This is a genomic window from Pseudomonas sp. NY15356 (assembly GCF_048068175.1).
In the GTDB taxonomy this organism is placed as follows: Bacteria; Pseudomonadota; Gammaproteobacteria; order Pseudomonadales; family Pseudomonadaceae; genus Aquipseudomonas; species Aquipseudomonas putida_K.
Genome location: NZ_JBLUPW010000002.1, coordinates 188,436 through 208,706, shown reverse-complemented (window position 1 = coordinate 208,706; position 20,271 = coordinate 188,436). Strand labels below are relative to the sequence as shown.

General features: G+C 64.2%; 19 protein-coding genes and 1 pseudogene. 12 read left to right on the top strand and 8 right to left on the bottom strand.

Annotation, left to right across the window (positions count from 1 at the left end):
• Nucleotides 1-97 precede the first annotated feature (97 nt).
• Complete coding sequence (locus ACNFCI_RS03555) at nt 98-397, top strand: hypothetical protein (protein WP_084859152.1); 300 nt, start codon at nt 98-100, stop codon at nt 395-397.
• Here ACNFCI_RS03555 and ACNFCI_RS03550 read toward each other — a convergent pair.
• Entirely contained in the window at nt 394-1,650 is a 1,257-nt protein-coding gene (locus tag ACNFCI_RS03550; protein WP_084859151.1) for an aspartate aminotransferase family protein, read from the bottom strand. The genes ACNFCI_RS03555 and ACNFCI_RS03550 overlap by 4 nt on opposite strands.
• Before the next feature lie 444 nt (nt 1,651-2,094).
• Here ACNFCI_RS03550 and ACNFCI_RS03545 point away from each other — a divergent pair, with 444 nt between their 5' ends.
• Nucleotides 2,095-3,480, top strand: a complete 1,386-nt coding sequence (locus tag ACNFCI_RS03545) for an amino acid permease (RefSeq protein ID WP_368830049.1) — start codon at nt 2,095-2,097, stop codon at nt 3,478-3,480.
• On the opposite strand, the gene ACNFCI_RS03540 is transcribed toward ACNFCI_RS03545, so the two are convergent.
• From ACNFCI_RS03540 to ACNFCI_RS03530, 3 genes are read right to left on the bottom strand one after another with little or no spacing between them, the layout of a single operon-like run.
• A complete protein-coding gene (locus ACNFCI_RS03540; protein ID WP_084859149.1) occupies nt 3,481-4,566 on the bottom strand; it encodes an NAD(P)H-dependent flavin oxidoreductase in 1,086 nt (361 codons plus the stop codon).
• 32 nt (nt 4,567-4,598) lie between these two features.
• A complete protein-coding gene (locus tag ACNFCI_RS03535; protein ID WP_172403075.1) occupies nt 4,599-4,769 on the bottom strand; it encodes a hypothetical protein in 171 nt (56 codons plus the stop codon).
• Nucleotides 4,770-4,778: 9 nt separating this feature from the next.
• The gene (locus ACNFCI_RS03530; protein ID WP_084859148.1) at nt 4,779-5,081 is read right to left on the bottom strand and encodes a DUF1883 domain-containing protein; all 303 of its coding nucleotides are present in this window, start codon (nt 5,079-5,081) and stop codon (nt 4,779-4,781) included.
• A gap of 162 nt (nt 5,082-5,243) precedes the next feature.
• Between ACNFCI_RS03530 and ACNFCI_RS03525 the strand changes: the two genes are divergently transcribed.
• The 9 genes and pseudogenes from ACNFCI_RS03525 to ACNFCI_RS03485 all read left to right on the top strand — a co-directional run bounded on the left by ACNFCI_RS03525 (nt 5,244) and on the right by ACNFCI_RS03485 (nt 14,056).
• Complete coding sequence (locus ACNFCI_RS03525; protein WP_084859147.1) at nt 5,244-5,609, top strand: hypothetical protein; 366 nt, start codon at nt 5,244-5,246, stop codon at nt 5,607-5,609.
• Nucleotides 5,610-5,753: 144 nt separating this feature from the next.
• A complete protein-coding gene (locus ACNFCI_RS03520) occupies nt 5,754-6,404 on the top strand; it encodes a c-type cytochrome (protein WP_416767421.1) in 651 nt (216 codons plus the stop codon).
• Nucleotides 6,401-7,315, top strand: a complete 915-nt coding sequence (locus ACNFCI_RS03515) for a c-type cytochrome (protein ID WP_084859145.1) — start codon at nt 6,401-6,403, stop codon at nt 7,313-7,315. The genes ACNFCI_RS03520 and ACNFCI_RS03515 overlap by 4 nt, the downstream gene beginning before the upstream one ends.
• An 87-nt stretch (nt 7,316-7,402) precedes the next feature.
• Nucleotides 7,403-8,764: a UDP-glucose dehydrogenase family protein gene (locus ACNFCI_RS03510; protein WP_084859144.1), complete on the top strand. Its 1,362-nt coding sequence runs from the start codon at nt 7,403-7,405 to the stop codon at nt 8,762-8,764.
• A 48-nt stretch (nt 8,765-8,812) separates the two neighbouring features.
• Entirely contained in the window at nt 8,813-9,652 is an 840-nt protein-coding gene (gene galU, locus ACNFCI_RS03505) for a UTP--glucose-1-phosphate uridylyltransferase GalU (protein WP_084859143.1), read from the top strand.
• A gap of 99 nt (nt 9,653-9,751) precedes the next feature.
• The gene (gene gorA, locus ACNFCI_RS03500; RefSeq protein WP_416767419.1) at nt 9,752-11,107 is read left to right on the top strand and encodes a glutathione-disulfide reductase; all 1,356 of its coding nucleotides are present in this window, start codon (nt 9,752-9,754) and stop codon (nt 11,105-11,107) included.
• A 366-nt stretch (nt 11,108-11,473) separates the two neighbouring features.
• Nucleotides 11,474-12,037: an alkyl hydroperoxide reductase subunit C gene (ahpC, locus tag ACNFCI_RS03495; RefSeq protein ID WP_043211767.1), complete on the top strand. Its 564-nt coding sequence runs from the start codon at nt 11,474-11,476 to the stop codon at nt 12,035-12,037.
• A gap of 125 nt (nt 12,038-12,162) precedes the next feature.
• Nucleotides 12,163-13,719: pseudogene (ahpF, locus tag ACNFCI_RS03490) on the top strand (alkyl hydroperoxide reductase subunit F); the annotation flags it as partial.
• A gap of 145 nt (nt 13,720-13,864) precedes the next feature.
• On the top strand, nt 13,865-14,056 hold the full coding sequence (locus tag ACNFCI_RS03485; protein WP_084858909.1) for a hypothetical protein: 192 nt from the start codon (nt 13,865-13,867) through the stop codon (nt 14,054-14,056).
• A 1-nt stretch (nt 14,057) separates the two neighbouring features.
• Here ACNFCI_RS03485 and ACNFCI_RS03480 read toward each other — a convergent pair whose 3' ends face one another.
• Nucleotides 14,058-14,705 (bottom strand): YceH family protein, encoded by a 648-nt coding sequence (locus ACNFCI_RS03480; protein ID WP_084858908.1) that lies wholly within the window; start codon nt 14,703-14,705, stop codon nt 14,058-14,060.
• A 143-nt stretch (nt 14,706-14,848) separates the two neighbouring features.
• The gene (locus ACNFCI_RS03475) at nt 14,849-16,969 is read right to left on the bottom strand and encodes a TonB-dependent receptor (RefSeq protein WP_216356247.1); all 2,121 of its coding nucleotides are present in this window, start codon (nt 16,967-16,969) and stop codon (nt 14,849-14,851) included.
• A gap of 245 nt (nt 16,970-17,214) precedes the next feature.
• Here ACNFCI_RS03475 and ACNFCI_RS03470 point away from each other — a divergent pair, with 245 nt between their 5' ends.
• Nucleotides 17,215-17,658 (top strand): nuclear transport factor 2 family protein, encoded by a 444-nt coding sequence (locus ACNFCI_RS03470; protein ID WP_084858906.1) that lies wholly within the window; start codon nt 17,215-17,217, stop codon nt 17,656-17,658.
• Here the strand turns inward: ACNFCI_RS03470 and ACNFCI_RS03465 are convergent, their stop codons facing one another.
• Nucleotides 17,659-18,780, bottom strand: coding sequence for a mechanosensitive ion channel family protein (locus ACNFCI_RS03465; protein ID WP_084858905.1), 1,122 nt, complete (start codon nt 18,778-18,780; stop codon nt 17,659-17,661). It abuts the gene before it with no gap.
• 253 nt (nt 18,781-19,033) lie between these two features.
• A complete protein-coding gene (gene nhaA, locus ACNFCI_RS03460; RefSeq protein ID WP_084858915.1) occupies nt 19,034-20,236 on the bottom strand; it encodes a Na+/H+ antiporter NhaA in 1,203 nt (400 codons plus the stop codon).
• Between the last annotated feature and the right edge of the window lie 35 nt (nt 20,237-20,271).

Sequence of the window (20,271 nt, the reverse complement as noted above, 5' to 3'; positions counted from 1 at the left end):
AATATTCCCCGCACCACTCGCGCCTGGTCGTCACCTGCCGTACCCTAGGTACCCCTGGCGCCTGCTGCGCCGTCCCAGTTCCCACGAGGCACCCTGATTGAGCAAATACCCGTACATCGCCACCGTAACCGTCAGCGCCGAAGACCGTGGGGGTGACGCCGAAGCGATGGAAAACCCCAACATGCGTGTCGGCCTGGAAGCGGTTACCGAGACCCTGAAGAAAGTGCATTTCGTCGGCACCCTGGCAGCGCCGGAAAAGCCTGCCACACATATCTGCGTGACCTTGGAAAACGGCCTGACTTACTACGGCCCAATCGTCAACGGCCACGCCGAGCTCGAAGGCGGCTGGATCGCCTTCGAGTCCGACATGCTCACGCCCGAGGAGCTGGGGCTCTAAGCGCAGCCCAGTTCGGCCAGGCACTGTTCGAGGATATCCAGGCCTTCCTCGAGCACATCAGGTTCGATCGTCAACGGGGCCAACAGGCGAATGATGTGTCGCGCCTTGCCGCTGGGCATCAGCAACAGGCCCTTGGCTCGTGCAGCCTCCATCACCTTGGCCAATTGCGCAGGTGCCGGGCTGCCGTCGGCATTGACGAACTCCAGGCCGCGCATGGCCCCGGTGCCTGTCAGGCGGCCCAGCGCCGAAGTCAGCCCGGACGCCTTCCAGCGTTCGTAGCGTGCGACGATGGCCTGTTCCTGGCGCTCGCCCCAGGTGGCCAGGTTCTCATCGCTCATCTGCGCCAGGCTGGCCAGTGCCGCCGCGCAGGCGATCGGGTTGCCGGAATAGGTGCCGCCCAGGCCGCCCTTGGGCAGCGAGTCCATGATCGCCTTGCGCCCGACCACGGCCCCCAACGGCATGCCGCCGGCAATGCTCTTGGCCAGCAGCAACAGGTCTGGCTCGATCCCCAGGCGCGGGAAGGCGAAGCGCTGGCCGGTGCGGCCGAACCCGGACTGGATCTCATCGATGATGATCAGGATCCCATGCGCGTCGCAGAAACGGCGTAGCGCCTGGGCGAATGCCGGGTCCAGCGCCAGGAAGCCGCCTTCGCCCTGCACCGGCTCGAAGATGAATGCCGCCACATCCTCCACGGCCAGCTCGACGCTGAACAGCCGGTCCATCGCCTTGAGCGCCTGTTCGCAGGTCACGCCGGTGTCGGCGCTGGGGTAGGGCAAATGGTAGACCGGCCCTGGCAGCTCACCCACGCGCTGCTTGTAGGGCACCACCTTGCCGTTGAGGTTGAGGGTGGCCAGGGTACGGCCATGGAACCCTCCATCGAAGGCGACGATGGCACGTTTGCCGGTCGCGCCACGCGCCACTTTCAGGGCATTTTCAGCTGCTTCCGCACCGCTGTTGGTGAGCATGCCCGCCAACGGGTAGCTGACCGGCACGAAGTGTCGCAGGCGTTCCATTAGCTCCAGGTACGGGCCATGGGGCGCTGCATTGAACGCGTAATGGGTCAGGCGGGTGGCTTGGGCCTGGATCGCCTCTACCACGGCAGGGTTGCAATGGCCCAGGTTGAGTACGCCGATACCCCCGACGAAATCGATATAACGCTTGCCATCGGTATCCCAGACTTCGGCGTTGCGGCCATGGGAAAGTGTAATCGGGTGAACGATGGCAATGGAGTGGCTGATACTGTCCTGTTGCATGGGCATGCAAACCTTTTGTTTGGGTTTCTTATTATCGAAGCGTGCGGGCTCGGATTCGTGCAAACGAATTATTCGATTGCGGTCATTCCTTTAATTCTTGAATAAAGCAGGCCAGGTCGAACGGCTCCAGCGCGTTGAGGATATCTGGGTGCATGCATGGGTTACGTTTACCGATCCCCTTGAGCAAAAAAGGGAAGGAATTCATTCCGTAACGGAATTATGTGCTTCGAAAAGGTCGTTTGTTGACCTTGCCTTATAGATTAATACTGACCCGCGTCAACGATTACAACCCGCTGTCGATGTAGGAGAAAAACATGACGGTTGTCGATCTGCCCGCGCCTGTTTCCGAATAAAACAACAACAACTCAGCAACTACGACTTACTCGCATCCTGCTCCATTTTTCAGCCGCCCCTTGCGGCGGCCGACCCATTCGAGGGTTCCCCATGGCATCGCAACAACAAAAGAAACAGCGTTCGCTGCAGCACGGCCTGACCTCACGTCAGGTATCCATGATTTCCATCGCCGGCATCATCGGCGCGGGCCTGTTCATCGGCTCCTCCAACGCCATCGCCACCGCCGGCCCGGCCATCCTCATCTCCTACGCAATGACCGGCCTGCTGGTGCTGCTGGTGATGCGCATGCTCGGTGAAATGGCCATCGCCAACCCCAACAGCGGTTCGTTCTCCACCTATGCCGCCGAGGCCATCGGCCCTTGGGCAGGCTTCACCATCGGCTGGCTGTACTGGTGGTTCTGGGTGTTGATCATCCCGGTCGAGGCCATTGCCGGCGCGGACATTCTCCACGCCTACTTCCCGGTGGTGCCGTCCTGGCTGTTCGCCTTCCTGATCATGATCGTGCTGTCGGGCACCAACCTCATCAGCGTGAAGAACTTCGGTGAGTTCGAATACTGGTTCGCCCTGGTCAAGGTGATCGCCATTCTGGCCTTCATCGGTATCTGCAGCTTGGCTGTGTTCGGCGCCTGGCCCCTGGCCGAGACCTCCGGCGTCAGCCAGCTGTGGGCCAACGGCGGTTTCATGCCCAATGGTTTTGGTACCGTACTTGGGGGTGTGCTGATCACCATCTTCTCGTTCTTCGGCGCGGAAATCGTCACCATCGCGGCTGACGAGACCGCCAACCCCAAGGAGAAGATCCGCCGCGCGACCAACCTGGTGGTGTACCGCATCGCCATCTTCTACCTGGCGTCCATCTTCCTGGTGGTGTCGCTGGTGGCCTGGAACGACCCGGGCCTGAAGGCCGTCGGCTCGTTCCAGCGCGTGCTCGAGGTACTGAACGTGCCGGGTGCCAAGCTGATGGTCGACCTGGTGGTGCTGGTGGCGGTGACCAGTTGCATGAACTCGGGTCTCTACACCGCATCGCGCATGCTCTACTCCCTGGGCGCGCGGGGCGAGGCGCCGCGGATGATCAAGCGCATCTCAGGCAATGGCGTACCCACTGTGGCGGTGGTGCTGTCGACCCTGGCGGGTTTCGTCGGCTGCTTCGTCAACTACGTGTTCCCAGGCAAGGTGTTCGGCTTCCTGCTGTCGACTACCGGCGCCATCGCCTTGCTGGTGTATCTGGTGATCGCCGTGTCGCAGCTGCGCATGCGTGCCCGCGCCGAGCGCGAAGGCACGGAGCTGGCACTGAAGATGTGGCTGTTCCCCTGGCTGACCTGGCTGGTGATCGGCCTGATCGTCATGGTGCTGGGCTACATGCTGTTCAGCGATGCGTATCGCTACGAGACATTGATGACCGCCGCAGTGACCTGCTTCATCCTGTTGATCGCCTTGACCCGTCGTCGTACGGCTGCAAGGGCCGCGCAGCCTGCCTGACTAGGTTCGTGAAGCAAGGCCCAGCTGCTGTAGGGCCTTGCCTGCGATCTGCCGGGTCAGCTCGCCCGCATCCAGGTGCTGCCCCAGGCGCAACGCCTGGCCTGCCCATAGGTTGCTGAAGTCGCTGTTGCCTTGGGGGTCGCGGATCGCCCGCAGTGGCATCAGCGCGCCCCCGGCAAGGGGGAAGCGCGGCGCCAGCGGGCTCATCGGCCCGAGCTCGCGCATGATGCGGTTGTTGATGCCGCGCGCCGGGCGGCCGGTGAACAGGTTGGTCAGTGCTGTGTCGCTGGCCGGGGCACTGTCCAGCGCGCGGCGGTGGGCCGGCGATACCTTGGCCTGCGGGCAGAACAGGTAGGCGGTGCCCACCTGTACCGCCGAGGCGCCCAGGGCCAGGGCGGCGACCAGGCCGCGGTGGTCGCCGATACCACCGGCGGCGATCACTGGTACCCGCACCGCATCCACCACCTGGGGTACCAGTGCAAAGGTACCGACCTGGCTGGTGATGTCTTCGCTCAGGAACATGCCGCGGTGCCCACCCGCCTCGTAGCCCATGGCGATGACCGCGTCACAGCCATTGGCCTCCAGCCACACGGCTTCTTCCACCGTGGTGGCGCTGGACAGCACCTTGGCGCCACTGGCCTTGACTCGTCGCAGCAGGTCGGCCTGGGGCAGGCCGAAGTGAAAGCTCACCACCTCGGGGCGCAGCTGCTCCACCAGCTGGCAGCTCTGCTCGTCGAACGGGGCACGGTTGGAGACCGGCGTCGGGGCGTCGAAGTCCGCGCCCACTTCCTCGTAATACGGCTTGAGCGCCTGCTTCCAGCGCCGGTCGCGCTCGGCATCGGGTGCCGGTGGCTGGTGGCAGAAGAAGTTCAGATTGAGCGGGCCTTGGCAGCCGGCACGAAACGCCTCGATCTCGGCGCGCACCTGCTCGGCACTGAGCATGGCGCAGGGCAGGGCGCCGAGCCCGCCGGCATTGCCTACGGCGATGGCCATGGCTGAACCGGTGGCTCCCGCCATGGGTGCCTGGAGGATGGGCAACTGGATGCCCAGCAGATCGAGAATGCGTCGGTCGGGCCAGTTGCTCATGCGTTACTCCTTGTGGCGGGGGCGGGCGGGGATTACAGGGCCTTGCTGACCTGGATGTCGCTGATTTTCTCGGCGTCCTCGCCATGGATCTTGCGCAGCGCTTCCAGGGCTTGTTCCTGGGAGGCGTCCGGCATCAAGGCGAAGTCCCAGCGGCGCTCGCCGTCGAGCTTGTACTTGATCACGTATTTGATGGTCTGGGTCATGGCGGGGCCTTATCCGAGTCTGGAGGACGAACGGCGAATGATCTTGATCTTGTGGGTGAAGGTCGGCTTGCGCGTCACCGAGATCGGGCGCGGGCTCACGGTATCGATGGTGATGTTCCAGAAGCCGGTGCTGGGCACGGTGATCTTGGCCGGGAACTTGATGAAGTGCCCACCGTGGTAGGTGTGCCGGCCGCCATTCTTGAAGCTGCGGAAGTTGGCGTCGTTCATCAGGCGGATATTACAGCGCTGGGAGCATTCGATGACGACCACGTCGTCCTCGTTCAGGTGCTCGCGCTGGTGTACGAATTTCATGGGGTGCTCCGCAAGGGTTGGTTCAGCAAAGGCAAACGATACCACGATGTCAGGATGGACTCGCGCCCGGATGGTCGGGCCGAAGATAAATCTGCCAAAGCAGGGAGCAAATCCGCCCGGCTGTTGTCCAAGCGTTTCTTGTCGATTCCGAGGGTGGTGCGAATGAAGTGGTTGGTGGCGGCGATGTCGTTGGTGGTGCTGGGCGGCTGTGTCAGTGTTTCGGAACTCGAACAATCCCGGGAAACCCTGGACGTGATGTCCGGCAAGACGCCTCGCCAGTATGCCGACTGCGTCAAGAGCAAGTTGGCCGAAACGCGCGACCCTCTGGTGGAGGAGCCCCGCGGCGACGACGGCCTGCGCCTGATCGTGCCGCAGAAGCTTTCCGCAGGTGCCGGCCCTGCGGCCCTGGTGGATATCGACAAGCGTGGCAGCGGCAGCAGCATCAAGCTGCACGAGCGGCTGAACAACTTCCCTCTGCGCCTGGGTGACGTGCGCACCGCGGCGACCCAGTGCATCTCAGGATCTTGATCCAGCTCAGCCAATGAGCGATTAACAGGCAAATTGCCATTTTCTTGTCCGGTGGGCGTTGTTCCCCACCAGGGATAGGCCTACTCTTTCTAAGCTTATACCGAATAAGCCTAAGCTTATAACAAGGAAAATGGAGCGTCCCTGATGAAACCGTTGAGTCGCGTCGTGATCGGCAGCCTGCTGATCCTGGCCTGGCCCACGGCGCATGCCGTCGATGGCCAGAAGATCTTCACCCAGGGTGGGCAGAACCCCGCCGCCATGGCTTGCCTGGGCTGCCACGGCCCGGACGGCAAAGGCATCGCTGCCGCCGGCTTCCCCCGCCTGGCTGGCCTGCCGGCCGGCTACTTGAGCAAGCAACTGGTCGATTTTCGCGATGGCAGCCGCAAGCAGGCCGTCATGGAGCCGCTCGCCAAGGCCCTGGACGAGGACGAAATCAAAGCCGTCAGCGCCTACCTCGCCAGCCTGCCTGCCGACCCCGCGCCAACCCTGCGCCGCCAGCAGATCGCCAAGGACTCGGTGTCGCGCCTGGCCCTGTATGGCGACTGGAGCCGCCAGATACCGGGCTGCGTGCAGTGCCACGGCCCGGGCGGTGGTGGCATCGGTGAGCACTTCCCGCCGCTGGCCGGGCAGCCGGCCAGCTACCTAGTGGCGCAACTCAATGCCTGGCGCGACGGCAGCCGCAGCAACGACCCCAGCCAGCTGATGGTCGGTGTGGCCAAGGCCATGACCGATGACGAGGTCAAGGCCATCGCCGCATTCTTCGCCCAGCCCACCAGCCAGGAGGCCCAGCCATGAAGCCGGTTTACCCAGCCCTGTTGCTCCTGGCCCTGGGCACTGCCCAGGCGGCGCCGATCGCCATGGAAGACCAATCCCAGCTCAAGGTACCCGGCAGCCAGGCTGCACCGGTGTTCAGCCCACCGGCCGAAAGCGACCTGCCCGACAATGCCTTCGGCCAGATGGTGCGCCAGGGGCATGCCCTGTTCGTCGACACCCGCCGGTTGATGCCCGAGGCGGTGGGCAATGGCATGAACTGCAGCAACTGCCACCTGGACCAGGGGCGGCTGGCCCATTCCGCGCCGTTGTGGGGCGCCTACCCGATGTACCCGGCGTATCGCAAGAAGAACGACAAGGTCAACACCTTCGCCGAGCGTATCCAGGGGTGCTTCCAGTTCAGTATGAACGGCAAGCCGCCGGCGGCCGACAGCCCGCAGATGACGGCGCTCAGTGTCTATGCCTACTGGCTGTCGACCCAGGCGCCCACGGGGGTCGAAACACCAGGGCGCGGCTACCCGGAGGTGGCGCAGCCGGCCGCCGGCTATGACTTCAAGCGCGGCGAGCAGGTCTACCACGAACAGTGCGCGCTCTGCCACGGTGACCAGGGCGAAGGCCAGAAGGTGGCCGGCGAGTACGTGATGCCGCCGTTGTGGGGCAAGGATTCCTACAACTGGGGCGCCGGCATGCACCGGATCAACACCGCGGCCTCGTTCATCAAGCACAACATGCCCCTGGGGCGCGCCGGCAGCCTGAGCGACCAGCAGGCTTGGGACGTGGCTGCCTGGATCAACCGTCATGAACGACCCCAGGACCCGCGCCTGGTGGACGGCTCGATCGAGAAGACCCGGGTGAAGTACCACGCCAACGACGGCGTCAACCTGTACGGGCAGAAGGTCGATGGCGTGTTGATTGGGCAGGGCACCGGCAGCTGACGTGTCACACCCTTGACCCCGGGCTGTCACGGCCCTGCAACGGCGTCTGGGGTGCAATGGCCGCAATCTTCGAAAGGGAGTGCGGCCATGGAACTCTGTGTGATCGGGGCGGGGTATGTGGGGTTGGTCACGGCGGCCTGCTTCGCCGAAATGGGCAACCGTGTGGTGTGCCTGGAGCGCGACCAGGCGCGCCTTGCACAGTTGTGCCAAGGGCAGTGCCCGATCTACGAGCCCGGGTTGCAAGCGTTGCTGCAGGCGGGCCTGGGTACCGGCCAGCTGAGTTTCAGCGACCAGTGGGGCCAGGCCCTGGCACGTGCCGAGGTGGTGTTCATCGCCGTTGGCACGCCGAGCCAGGAGGATGGCTCGGCTGACCTGCAGCACGTGCTGGCCGTGGCCGACAGCCTTGGCCGTCACCTGGGCAGGGCGTGCCTGGTGGTGAACAAGTCCACCGTGCCGGTAGGCACGGCCGAGCGCGTTGCCCGGCATATCGCCAATGGCCTGCGCGAACGGGGAGTGCGCTATGCCGTGGACGTGGCGAGCAACCCTGAGTTTCTCAAGGAAGGCAGCGCCGTGGACGACTTCATGCGACCCGACCGGGTCATCATCGGCAGCGACAGTGAGCCGGCCAGCCAGTGCCTGCAGCGCCTCTACGCGCCGTTCGTGCGCAACCGCGAGCGGGTGCTGCTGATGTCCACGCGCGCCGCCGAGTTCACCAAGTACGCGGCCAACGCCTTCCTCGCCACGCGCATCTCCTTCGTCAATGAACTGGCCGGGCTTTGCGCGCGCCTGGGCGTGGATATCGAGCAGGTGCGCCGGGGTATCGGCAGCGACCGGCGTATCGGCAGCCATTTCATCTATGCCGGTTGTGGCTACGGTGGCTCCTGCTTCCCTAAGGACGTCCGTGCGTTGATCCATTGCGCCGAGCAGCAGGGTTACCAGCCGGCCATTCTCCAGGCCGTACAGGCGCGCAACGAAACGCAGAAGACCTTGCTGTTCGAAGCCCTGCGCCAGCACTTCGGCGGTTTCCTGCGCGGGCGCAACGTGGCGATCTGGGGGCTGGCTTTCAAGCCCGGTACCGACGACCTGCGCGAGGCGCCCAGCCTGGTCTTGCTCGATGCCCTGCTGGCAGCCGGGGCGCGGGTGCAGGCCTGCGACCCGGCCGCCCTGGGCGGCGTCGCCGCGCGTTATCCGCAGGCGGTGGCCAGCGCCCAGTTGCGCCTGACCCAGGACCCCTATGCCTGTGTCGAAGGCGCCGATGCGCTGGTGTTGGTGACCGAATGGAAGCAGTTCCGGCAACCGGATTTCTTGCGCATACGGGGCCTTATGCGCATGCCGGCGCTGTTCGATGGTCGCAATATTTATGACCCATCGGAACTATCGGCACTGGGTTATCTCTATCATGGCATCGGTCGGCCAGGGGTAGGGCATTGTAAGGTGAGTGCCGCCTGATTAGACTGCGCCGAACTCCACAGGCCCAGCCTTTGTTTAAGGATGTATATGATCAAGAAATGCTTGTTCCCGGCAGCCGGCTACGGCACCCGCTTCCTGCCTGCTACCAAAGCCATGCCCAAGGAAATGCTGCCGGTGGTCAACAAGCCACTGATCCAGTATGGCGTCGAGGAGGCCCTGGATGCCGGCCTGAGCGAGATCTCCATCGTGACTGGCCGCGGCAAGCGCGCCCTGGAAGACCACTTCGACATCAGCTACGAGCTGGAAACCCAGATCAAGGGCACCGACAAGGAAAAATACCTGGTCGGTATCCGCCGTCTGCTGGACGAGTGTTCCTTCTCCTACACCCGCCAGACCGAGATGAAAGGCCTGGGCCACGCCATCCTCACCGGCCGTCCGCTGATCGGCGACGAGCCGTTCGCCGTGGTGCTGGCGGACGACCTGTGCGTCAACCCCGAAGGCGACGGCATCCTCACCCAGATGGTCAAGCTGTACAACCAGTTCCGTTGCTCGATCGTCGCCATCCAGGAAGTCGACCCGCAGGAAACCAACAAGTACGGTGTGATCGCCGGCGACATGATCCGCGATGACATCTACCGGGTCACCAACATGGTCGAGAAGCCCAAGCCCGAAGATGCCCCGTCGAACCTGGCGATCATCGGCCGCTATATCCTGACCCCGGATATCTTCGACATCATCCAGAATACCGAGCCAGGCAAGGGCGGCGAGATCCAGATCACCGACGCGCTGATGAAGCAGGCCCAGGACGGCTGCGTGCTGGCGTACAAGTTCAAGGGCAAGCGTTTCGACTGCGGCGGCGCCGAAGGCTACATCGAGGCGACCAACTTCTGCTTCGAGAACTACTACAAGACTGGCAAGGCGTACTGATCCGTCCTGCGCTGGTACGAAAGCCACCCCTCGGGGTGGCTTTTTTGTCCCCAGCGCGCAACGGCGGTATGCTGGGCGCCAGCCAAGGAGACTGAATGCATGGCCTACGATTTTGATCTGTTCGTGATTGGCGCCGGTTCCGGCGGTGTGCGTGCGGCGCGCTTCGCCGCGGGGTTCGGCGCCAAGGTGGCGGTGGCCGAGAGCCGCTACCTGGGAGGCACCTGCGTCAACGTCGGTTGCGTGCCCAAGAAGCTGCTGGTGTACGGTGCCCATGTGGCCGATGAACTCGAGCAGGCGGCAGGCTTCGGCTGGACCCTCGAGGAGGGGCACTTCGACTGGGCCACGCTGATCGCCAACAAGAACCGTGAAATCGAGCGCCTCAACGGTATCTACCGCAACCTGCTGGTCAACAGCAGTGTGACCCTGCTCCAGGGCCATGCGCGCATCACCGGCGCCCATGAGGTGGAGGTCGAAGGCCAGCGCTACAGCGCCCGGCATATCCTCATCGCCACCGGCGGCTGGCCGCAAATACCGGACATCCCGGGCAGGGAGCTGGCCATCACCTCCAACGAAGCGTTCTACCTCAAGGCATTGCCGCGACGCGTGCTGGTGGTCGGCGGCGGCTACATTGCCGTGGAGTTCGCCGGGATCTTCCAGGGCCTGGGCGCCGATACCACGCTGCTGTATCGCGGCGACCTGTTCCTGCGCGGCTTCGACGGCTCGGTGCGTACCCACCTCAAGGAAGAGCTGGAAAAGCGCGGCCTGAACCTGCAGTTCAACAGCGACATCCAGCGCATCGACCAGCAGGACGACGGCAGCCTCAAGGCCACCCTCAAGGATGGCCGCGAGCTGGTCGCCGACTGCGTGTTCTACGCCACCGGGCGCCGTCCGATGCTGGACAACCTGGGGCTGGAGAATACCGGCGTTGAACTCGATGCTCGCGGTTTCATCCGTGTCGATGAGCAGTACCAGACCACCGAGCCTTCGATCATCGCCATCGGCGACGTGATCGGCCGCGTCCAGCTCACCCCGGTGGCCCTGGCCGAAGGCATGGCCGTGGCGCGCCGTCTGTTCAAGCCCGAGGACTACCGGCCGGTCGACTACCAGAATATCCCCACCGCGGTGTTCAGCCAGCCGCCGATCGGCACCGTGGGCCTGACCGAAGAGCAGGCGCTGGAGGCCGGGCACAAAGTGCAGATCTTCGAGAGCCGCTTCCGTGCGATGAAGCTCACCCTGACCGATATCCAGGAGAAGACCCTGATGAAGCTGGTGGTCGATGCCGACACCGACAAGGTCCTGGGGTGCCACATGGTCGGGCCGGATGCCGGGGAGATCATCCAGGGCCTGGGTATCGCTCTCAAGGCCGGCGCCACCAAGCAGCAGTTCGACGAGACCATCGGCGTGCACCCGACGGCGGCCGAAGAGTTCGTCACCATGCGCACGGCCACGCGCTGACGCAAGGCCGCTCCCAGCAGATCCTGAGGGAGATTACCCAGCCCTTCGGGCTGCGCAGTCACGCGGAGAACCATTGATTAGCGCAGCCCTGTGGGAGCGGGCTTGTCCCGCGATCAAGGGCGAAGCCCTTGCCATGCCGCCGCGATGGCAGGGCCGGGTCAATCGCGGGGCAAGCCCGCTCCCACAAGGACGCATCCCGTCGTGAATACCCGCAATCCTTTGCTCAGCCCAATCCCTTCTATTAATTATCCTCGGTTATAGCCAAAACCAATCACGAGCATGAGGTTTGCCAATGAGCGTTTATCGATCTCGTTGGTTAGGATTCTCTCCGTCAACTGATTTCAACCCCATGAAGGAGTGTCTCTCATGCCAATCATCAACAGCCAGGTCAAACCGTTCAACGCTACCGCCTACCACAAGGGCGAGTTCGTCCAGGTCAGCGAAGCCGACCTGAAGGGCAAGTGGTCCGTCGTGTTCTTCTATCCAGCCGACTTCACCTTCGTCTGCCCGACCGAACTGGGTGACCTGGCCGACAACTACGCCGAGTTCCAGAAGCTGGGCGTGGAAATCTACGGTGTGTCCACCGACACCCACTTCACCCACAAGGCCTGGCACGACACTTCGGAAACCATCGGCAAGATCCAGTACCCGCTGATCGGTGACCCGACCCACGTCATCGCCCGCAACTTCGACGTGCTGATCGAAGAAGCCGGCCTGGCCGATCGCGGTACCTTCGTGATCAACCCTGAAGGCCAGATCAAGATCGTCGAAATCAACGACGGTGGCGTAGGCCGCGATGCCAGCGAGCTGCTGCGCAAGGTCAAGGCTGCCCAGTACGTTGCCGCCCACCCGGGTGAAGTCTGCCCGGCCAAGTGGAAAGAAGGCGAGGCCACCCTGGCGCCGTCCCTGGACCTGGTCGGCAAGATCTGAGGTCCATGCGTCAATCGCGGGCGGTAGCCAGCCGCCAAAGCTGAAGTAGCTGCCGCCCCGTCAAACGCCCGGGCGATCTCGCCTGGGCGTTTTTGTATCCGAGTTTTGAAAAAGGAATCGCCCGTATGTTGGACGCCACGCTTAAATCGCAACTGAAAACCTACCTGGAGCGGGTCACCCAGCCGATCGAGATCGTTGCTTCCCTCGACGACGGCGCGAAGTCCCGCGAATTGCACGACCTGCTGGTGGAGATCGCCGGCCTGTCGAACCTCATCACCCTGCGCGAGGACGGCAGCGACGCCCGTCGCCCTTCGTTCTCGCTCAACCGCCCGGGTGCCGACATCAGCCTGCGCTTCGCCGGCATCCCCATGGGCCATGAATTCACCTCCCTGGTGCTGGCGCTGCTGCAGGTCGGCGGCCATCCGTCCAAGGCCAGTACCGACGTGATCGAGCAGATCCAGGCCCTGGAAGGCGAGTTCACCTTCGAAACCTATTTTTCGCTGTCGTGCCAGAACTGCCCGGACGTGGTCCAGGCGCTGAACCTGATGGCGGTGCTCAACCCCAACGTACGCCACGTGGCCATCGACGGTGCGCTGTTCCAGGATGAGGTCGAGGCGCGCAAGGTCATGGCGGTACCGAGCATCTACCTGAACGGTGAAGTCTTCGGCCAGGGCCGCATGGGCCTGGAGGAGATCCTCGGCAAGATCGACACCAACGCCGGCAGCCGCCAGGCCGAGAAGATCAACGCCAAGGACGCCTTCGACGTGCTGGTGGTCGGTGGTGGCCCGGCAGGCGCCTCAGCGGCCATCTACGCGGCGCGCAAAGGCATCCGTACCGGTGTCGCGGCCGAGCGTTTCGGCGGCCAGGTGCTCGACACCCTGGCGATCGAGAACTTCATCTCGGTGCAGGAAACCGAAGGCCCGAAACTGGCCACGGCGCTGGAAGAGCACGTCAAGCAGTACGACGTGGACATCATGAACCTGCAGCGCGGTGAAGCGCTGGTTCCAGCCACCGACGGCGGCCTGCACGAAGTGCGCCTGGCCAGTGGTGCGTCGCTCAAGGCCAAGACCGTGATCCTGGCCACCGGCGCCCGCTGGCGCGAGATGAACGTGCCTGGCGAGCAGCAATACCGCGCCCGTGGCGTGGCCTACTGCCCGCACTGTGACGGCCCGCTGTTCAAGGGCAAGCGCGTGGCGGTGATCGGTGGTGGCAACTCCGGCGTGGAAGCGGCCATCGACCTGGCAGGCATCGTCGCCCAGGTGACCTTGATCGAATTCGACAGCCAACTGCGTGCCGACGCCGTACTGCAACGCAAGCTGCACAGCCTGGCGAACGTCAAGGTCATCACCAGCGCCTTGACCACCGAAGTGCTGGGCGATGGCGAGAAGGTCACCGGCCTGCGCTACAAGGACCGCAGCAACGACCAGATGCATGACGTGGCGCTCGAGGGGATCTTCGTGCAGATCGGCTTGCTGCCGAACACCGATTGGCTCAAGGGCACCGTCGAGCTGTCGCCGCGTGGCGAGATCATCGTCGATGCCAAAGGCCAGACCAATATCCCCGGTGTGTTCGCCGCCGGTGATGTGACCACGGTGCCGTACAAGCAGATCGTCATCGCCGTGGGCGAGGGCGCCAAGGCCTCCCTGGCTGCCGTCGAGCACCGGAGCCGTCCCGCGGCGCCGGCTGCAGCCGCCGGGGGCGCCCGTGCGGCCCTGGCGCGGCACAAGCCCGCTCCTCCGGGTGGTGTAGGCGCGGGCTTGTCCCGCGAAAGGGCCTCGAGGCGTATCTGTCTATAGTGTTAGACAGACCCGCTGACGGACCACGCCCATGACCCTCATCAGCCGCGAACCCTGGTGGCTAGTGCCGCCCAAGCCCGGGCAGCAGGAGCAGGACCTGCACTGGGGCTACCTGGAAATCTATTCCGACGGCCGTACCGTCTTCGTCGACCAGCGCCCCAGTGACCGGGAGCTGGCCGAGCGCAAGAGCTGCCGCAACTTCCCCGACCCCGAACAGCCCTGACTCAGCCCTCGAGCTCGGCCAGGCGTGCCTCCAGCGCAGCGACCCGCGCCTCCAGGGCTTCGATCCGCTCTTGCGACACATTGCTGGCAGCGCTGCGCTCGCCGCCACTTTGCTGGCGCGCGGCCAGGATCGCCTCGATGTCCGCCGGGTCGCCCAGGGCATGGGTGTAGCGGTCTTCACGCTGGCCGGCCTGGCGTGGCAGGTGCAAGGCCAGGCCACGGGCGATCAGGCGCTCGAGCTGATGCTGGATCTGTTCCACATCGTCGAAGTCGTGCAGGCGGTTGCTGCGGGTCAGCAATTCGCCGAGTGTCTGTGGCCCGCGCAGGAACATCAGCCCCATCAGCACCAGTTGCGCCGGCACCAGTTCCAGGGCCTTGTCCACCCGATGCTCCCAGCGGTCGGCGCGGCTGCCCATCTGCAGGCGGGTCATGTCCTGGCCTTCCAGGGTACGCAAGGCCTGGCCGACCTGGCCGGGCGAGAGGTTCATCACCGGTTCACGGCTGGTTTTCTGGTTGCAGGCCAGGACCAGGGCGTTGAGTGTCAGCGGGTAGGTTTCCGGGTTGGTGGCCTGTTTTTCGATCAGCGAGCCGAGTACACGGATTTCGATGCTGTTGAAGCGGCCTGCGCTTGCGGTTTCGTGTTCTGACATGGCCCTGTCTCATGGCGAGGAAAGGCCCCTAGCCTAGGTAATGCAGCTGCGTTAGGCAATCAGCTTGCCGTCTCGGCAGCCGGTTGCGGCGCACGATTGGGGGGAAAGCCCGCGCACGGCGCTAGCCGGCGCGGGAGGGGCGATCAGAAGCGATAGGCCACGCTCGCTTCCAGGGTCCGCGGCGCACCTGGGGTGATCAGGTCCACCGAGCCGTGGGCGGAGGCGTAGTAGTCGCGGTCGAAGGCGTTCTTCAGGCGCAGCGCCATGTCCCAGTGTTGTTCGCTGTACAGCAGCGCGGCGTCGAAGGTGGTGTAGCCGGGCATCACCACCTGGTTGTCCAGGGCGGTGTAGCGCTCGTCCACGTAGTTGGCACCGGCGGCCACACGCCATTGCGGGGTGAGGGTACGCACCAGCCACAGGTTCGCGCTGTTGCGCGGTGTCAGCGTCGGGGTCTGGCCCTCGTTGGAGACGCCGTTGGTCTTGGCGTTGGACTTGACGATCTCGGCATCCAGGAAGGCGTAGCCGGCGTAGACCTGCCACTTGTCCGAGAGCTGGCCGCTGATGGTGGCTTCGAAGCCGTCGGTGCGCTGCTCGCCGGCCAGGATGGTCAGTCCAGGGGTCACCGGGTCCGGGGTACGCATGTTGGTGCGTTCCAGGCGGAAGATCGCCGCGGTCACCGACAGCTTGCTGTCGAGCAGGTCCCACTTGGCGCCCAGTTCGTAGTTGGTGGTTTTTTCAGGTTCCAGGTCGGCGTTGCCTGCGTTGACCGCGAACATTTCGCCCGAAGGCTGGTAGCTGCGGCTGACGGAGACGTAATACGACTGGATCTGGTCCGGCTGGTACACCAGGCCGACACGTGGGCTCCAGGTTTTGTCGGTGCGATCCAGATCGACGTCGGCTGCGCGGATGTCGTCGTATTCCTGGCCGAAGATGTCGTAGCGCACGCCGAGCAGGGCTTTCCATTGGTCGTTCAGCTCGATCAGGTCCTGCACATAGAAGCCCGCGGTCTGCTGATAGTTGGTGCCTTTGGACGACAGGTTGGCCGCATGTTCCGGTACCGGTACCAAGGCATCGCGATAGACCGGAACCTGGGCCACGTTGTTCTGGTTGAACACCCGCTGGTACTTGTCCTGGTAGCCCACTTCCACACCATAGAGCAGGTTGTGCTGCATGCCGGCCAGTTGTGCTTGCTGCTTGAGTTCGGTCTGGTTGAACACGCCGTACTCGTCGCGGGCCACGTTGCCGCGGTTGAGCTTGACCAGCAGTTCGCCGTTCGGCGCGGTGACGAAGCGGGTAGGGCTGCTGTCGGCCAGGGTGTTGTTACGGTCCAGGTCGTAGTGGTAGTAGCGGCTGGTATTGGTCAGCGTGAAATCGTCGTTGATGCGGTAGTCCAGGCTCGCGGTGAACGAGAACACCTCGCTGCGGGCATAGTCCTGGTCCGCATCGCCGGAGCCGAAGCGCTTGTCACGGTCGACGTCCACCGGGCGGTTGCCCAAGGCCGGGATGCCGAAGTCGATCAGGCGCTTGTCGTACAGGTAGGTGGCGCCGAGGTTCAGCTCCAGGTCGTCGGAGAGGCGGAAGTAGGCCGACGGGGCGATGGCCTTGCGGTCGATGTAGCCATCGTCGCGGAAGGTGTCGCTGTCTTCGAAGGCGCCGGTCAGGCGGTAGGCCTGGTTGCCTTGCGGGTCGGCCCAGCCGGTGTCGAACTGGGTGCGGCGCTTGCCCTCGGTGTCCAGGGTCATGCCCACTTCGTGCTTGGGCGCGAAGCCTGGCTTCTTGCTGACGCTGTTGATCAGGCCGCCGGACGAGCCACGGCCATAGAGCACGGCTGCCGGGCCTTTGATGACCTCGACGCGCTCGATGTTGGACAGGTCGCGGAAATACAGGGCGTCGTCGCGCACGCCATCGATGTACATGTCGCCAATGGCGTTGAAGCCACGGATGGTGACCTGGTCGCGCTGGCCGTCGCCGTTGGACAGGCCGACGCCAGGTACGTTCTTGAGTACGTCCTCCATGGACTGGGCACCCTGGTCCTTGATCACGCTTTCAGGGACGACATTGACGGTCTGGGGGATGTCGCGCAGGGGCGCGTCGATCTTCAGCGCGCTCTTGCTTTCGGTGGCCTTGTAGCTCTGCTGCTCGTAGGCACCGGTCACTGAAGTCGCCGGCAGGGCCAGCGTGTCCTGGGTTTCAGCGTGAACAGCAGGCACTGCCAGCAGGCCCAGCATCGACAGGGATGCTGGGGCGACGTACTTTTTTGCCATTGAGAATCACTCGCGTTGTTTTTATTGGGTGCGAATACTATCGATTCACAAATGTAAATCAAGTGTAAAGATGAACATTCGAACGAATACCTGGGCAATGGCGGGCACAAGCAAAACGGTGTCTTGAACAGTCAAGTCCGTGCGGGACAGGCACGCTGAGCGCCTAGTCCGAATGGAGGGTGCGGGGTGGTTTTTGGAGGGAGTAGGGTCGGGTCTACAATCACCCGTCAAGGAAGGTGAACGCAGTGGACCTGGAACAACGCATCGACCGCCTGGAAGCCCTGGAGGCTATCCGCCAGCTCAAGCATCGCTACCTGAACGCCTGCGACCTGAAGGACGTGACGACCATCCGTGACTGCTTCGCCACGGGCGAGGTGCTGATCGACTATGGGCCGCTGGGCCTCTTCCGTGACCGGGAACCGTTCCTGGCGTTGTTCCGCGAGTTGGCCTGCGTGCCCAGGGTGATCGACCTGCACCACGCCGCCAACCCGGAGATCGACTTCCAGGACGCCGACAACGCCAGGGCCCGTTGGGCCCTGCATTACCAGAACCGCGACGGCGAGACCGGGGCGACCCGCCAGTTGGGCGGGTTCTACCAAGACCGCTACCAACGGGTGGAAGGGCAATGGCGTATTGTCGAAACGGTGTTCCGCGGTCACTTCGAAGTGGCTCGTCCAGGGATCGGTTGATCACTCCCTGGCCTTGTGGCCACCCTGGTCGCGGCCCACCTGGTTCGAGGCTTCCGGCAGCGAGGTCACCTTGATCGCCCGCGCCGGCACGGCGAATTTCGCGCCGATGCCGGCGAACTGTTCCAGCAGTTGGAAGTTGATCGCCTGCTGGATATCCATGTACAGGTTGTACCCCGGGTCGAGCACGATGTAGACGCATTCGAACTCCAGCGACTCCTTGCCGAAACCGCGCAGGTGGGCACGGTCGAAGCGCACCTTGTCCTGCTTCTGGATCACTTGCGCGACGATGCCCGGCGCCTTCTTCACCGCTTCGGTGGGGGTGTCGTAGGAAAGGCCGAACTCGAAGACGATGCGCCGCTCCTGCAGGCGCTTGTAGTTCTGGATGGTGCTGCTGATCATGCCGGCGTTGGCCATGACGATCTGCTCGCCGCCGAGGCTGCGGATGCGTGTGGTCTTCAGCCCGATGTGCTCCACCGTTCCGGCCAGCGGGCCGATGACGATGAAGTCGCCCACTTCGAACGGCTTGTCCACGGCGATGGAGAGCGAGGCGAACAGGTCGCCGAGAATGTTCTGCACCGCCAGCGCCACGGCGATACCGCCCACGCCCAGGCTCGCGACGAAGGCGGTGATGTTCACCCCGAGGTTGGAGAGCATGGCCAGCAGCACCATCGACCAGAGCAGCACCCTGGCGCCCCAGGCGGACAGCGTGGCCAGGGCACTGCCCTGGTAGAGGCCGGCGCTGCTGTGCCGGGCGAAATAGCGGGACAGGCCAAGGGCGATGGCGCGGTTGGCCCACAGGCCTATCTGCAACGCAGCCACCACGAACCATAGGCTGCCGACCCGGTCCAGCCAGCGCTCCGGCAGGTCCAGCACGCTCAGGCCGATGAGCAGGGCGGCGAGGAACAACAGGACATTGCTGGTGCCTTCGAGCACCTTGGCCAGCACCTGGGCGAAGTGACCATCATGGGCGGACCAGCCCTGCACCCTGCGCTTGACGAAGCTGATGGCCCAGCGGGCGACCAGGAAGGTGACCAGGCTGACTCCCAGGGCCAGCAACCAGTTAAGGACAGAGATGCCAAAGATGGTCGAGTTCGTCAGCGGGTCCAGCAAGCGTTCGTTCATTGTCGATTGCCCCTCCGAGGCGGTGATGCGCACATGGTCGTTAGAAGGGCGTGGGCTGCGGGGGTTGGGCTGGGTGGGTGGGAAGCTCGACGAATGGTCGAGCGTCGATCATGGGCTGTGCGGGCCGACAACCTGGCGCTGTTCGTGCCGCCTCGATCGCTGCCAGGCCGGCTCCCACGTGTATTGCGCTGCGGTCGTAGACACCGCCGAACCTGTGGGAGCCGGCTTGCCGGCGATGGGGACACGGGGCCCGCTAGGCTTCGGGCTTGGGCGCAAAGCGCAGGATGGCGCAGGCGATCAGTGCCGACAGCAGCGAGCCGAGGAGGATGCCGATCTTCGCTTCGTCGATACGCTCCGGCTGCCCCGGGAAGGCCAGTTCGCCAATGAACAGGCTCATGGTGAAGCCAATGCCGCAGAGCATGGCCACGCCATAGATCTGCAGCCAGCTGGCGCCGCGCGGTTTGGCCGCCAGACCCGTCTTGACCGCCAGCAGCACCCCGGCGAACACCCCCAGTTGCTTGCCCAACAGCAGACCCAGGGCGATGCTCAGCGGCAGCGGGGCGAGTACGTCGCTCCAGCTCAGGTGGCTGAAGGACACACCGGCATTGGCGAAGCCGAAGGCCGGCACGATCAGGAAACCGACCCAAGGTGCCAGGCCATGCTCAAGCTTGAGCAACGGGCTGGCGTCGTCACCTTTGCCGGCCCCGGCGCTGTAGGGAATCAGCAGCGCGCCGACCACGCCGGCGATGGTGGCATGCACGCCGGAGAGCAGGGTCACGTACCACAGCGCGACGATGCCCAGCAGGTAGGGCCACAGCGACACCACACGCAGGCGGTTGAACGCCAGCAGGACAACGACGATCCCGGCCGCCGCCGCCAGGGCCACCAGGTTGATCGACGAGGTGTAGAACAATGCGATGATCGCCACTGCGCCCATGTCGTCGATGATTGCCACCGAGACCAGCATCACCTTCAACGACAGCGGCGCATGCCGCCCCAGCAGCGCCAGGGCGCCGACGGCGAAGGCGATGTCAGTGGCGGCAGGGATCGCCCAGCCACCGGCAAGCCCCGGTTCGTTGCGCGAAAACGCCAGGTAGATCAGCGCCGGCAGGGCCATGCCCATCAGTGCCGGCAAGGCCGGCAGGCGCCGTTGTTCCCAGGTGGCGAGCCGGCCATCGACCAGCTCACGCTTGATCTCCAGGCCCACCAGCAGGAAGAACACCGCCATCAGGCCGTCGTTGATCCACAGGTGCACGGTCATCGGCCCGAGCTTGTCGCTGAGCGTCGGCCCCACGGGCAGGTGCAGCAGGTGTTGGTAGGCCTCGGCCCAGGGGCTGTTGGCGATCACGATGGCCAGGGCTGCGGTGAACATCAACAACACGCCGCCTGCGGCTTCGCTGGCCAGCAAGCGGCGCAGCACCGATTGCGAGGTGAGGGTGGGAAGGGGAGCATTCATCAAGGAGTCCTCGTTCATGGCGTCGCCTGCGCAAA

Coding starts and splice junctions, on each gene's coding strand:
- ACNFCI_RS03550 (WP_084859151.1), bottom strand. CDS start 1,650: ATGCAACAGGACAGTATCAGCCACTCCATTGCCATCGTTCACCCGATT.
- ACNFCI_RS03545 (WP_368830049.1), top strand. CDS start 2,095: ATGGCATCGCAACAACAAAAGAAACAGCGTTCGCTGCAGCACGGCCTG.
- ACNFCI_RS03540 (WP_084859149.1), bottom strand. CDS start 4,566: ATGAGCAACTGGCCCGACCGACGCATTCTCGATCTGCTGGGCATCCAG.
- ACNFCI_RS03535 (WP_172403075.1), bottom strand. CDS start 4,769: ATGACCCAGACCATCAAATACGTGATCAAGTACAAGCTCGACGGCGAG.
- ACNFCI_RS03530 (WP_084859148.1), bottom strand. CDS start 5,081: ATGAAATTCGTACACCAGCGCGAGCACCTGAACGAGGACGACGTGGTC.
- ACNFCI_RS03525 (WP_084859147.1), top strand. CDS start 5,244: ATGAAGTGGTTGGTGGCGGCGATGTCGTTGGTGGTGCTGGGCGGCTGT.
- ACNFCI_RS03520 (WP_416767421.1), top strand. CDS start 5,754: ATGAAACCGTTGAGTCGCGTCGTGATCGGCAGCCTGCTGATCCTGGCC.
- ACNFCI_RS03515 (WP_084859145.1), top strand. CDS start 6,401: ATGAAGCCGGTTTACCCAGCCCTGTTGCTCCTGGCCCTGGGCACTGCC.
- ACNFCI_RS03510 (WP_084859144.1), top strand. CDS start 7,403: ATGGAACTCTGTGTGATCGGGGCGGGGTATGTGGGGTTGGTCACGGCG.
- galU (WP_084859143.1), top strand. CDS start 8,813: ATGATCAAGAAATGCTTGTTCCCGGCAGCCGGCTACGGCACCCGCTTC.
- gorA (WP_416767419.1), top strand. CDS start 9,752: ATGGCCTACGATTTTGATCTGTTCGTGATTGGCGCCGGTTCCGGCGGT.
- ahpC (WP_043211767.1), top strand. CDS start 11,474: ATGCCAATCATCAACAGCCAGGTCAAACCGTTCAACGCTACCGCCTAC.
- ACNFCI_RS03485 (WP_084858909.1), top strand. CDS start 13,865: ATGACCCTCATCAGCCGCGAACCCTGGTGGCTAGTGCCGCCCAAGCCC.
- ACNFCI_RS03480 (WP_084858908.1), bottom strand. CDS start 14,705: ATGTCAGAACACGAAACCGCAAGCGCAGGCCGCTTCAACAGCATCGAA.
- ACNFCI_RS03475 (WP_216356247.1), bottom strand. CDS start 16,969: ATGGCAAAAAAGTACGTCGCCCCAGCATCCCTGTCGATGCTGGGCCTG.
- ACNFCI_RS03465 (WP_084858905.1), bottom strand. CDS start 18,780: ATGAACGAACGCTTGCTGGACCCGCTGACGAACTCGACCATCTTTGGC.
- nhaA (WP_084858915.1), bottom strand. CDS start 20,236: ATGAATGCTCCCCTTCCCACCCTCACCTCGCAATCGGTGCTGCGCCGC.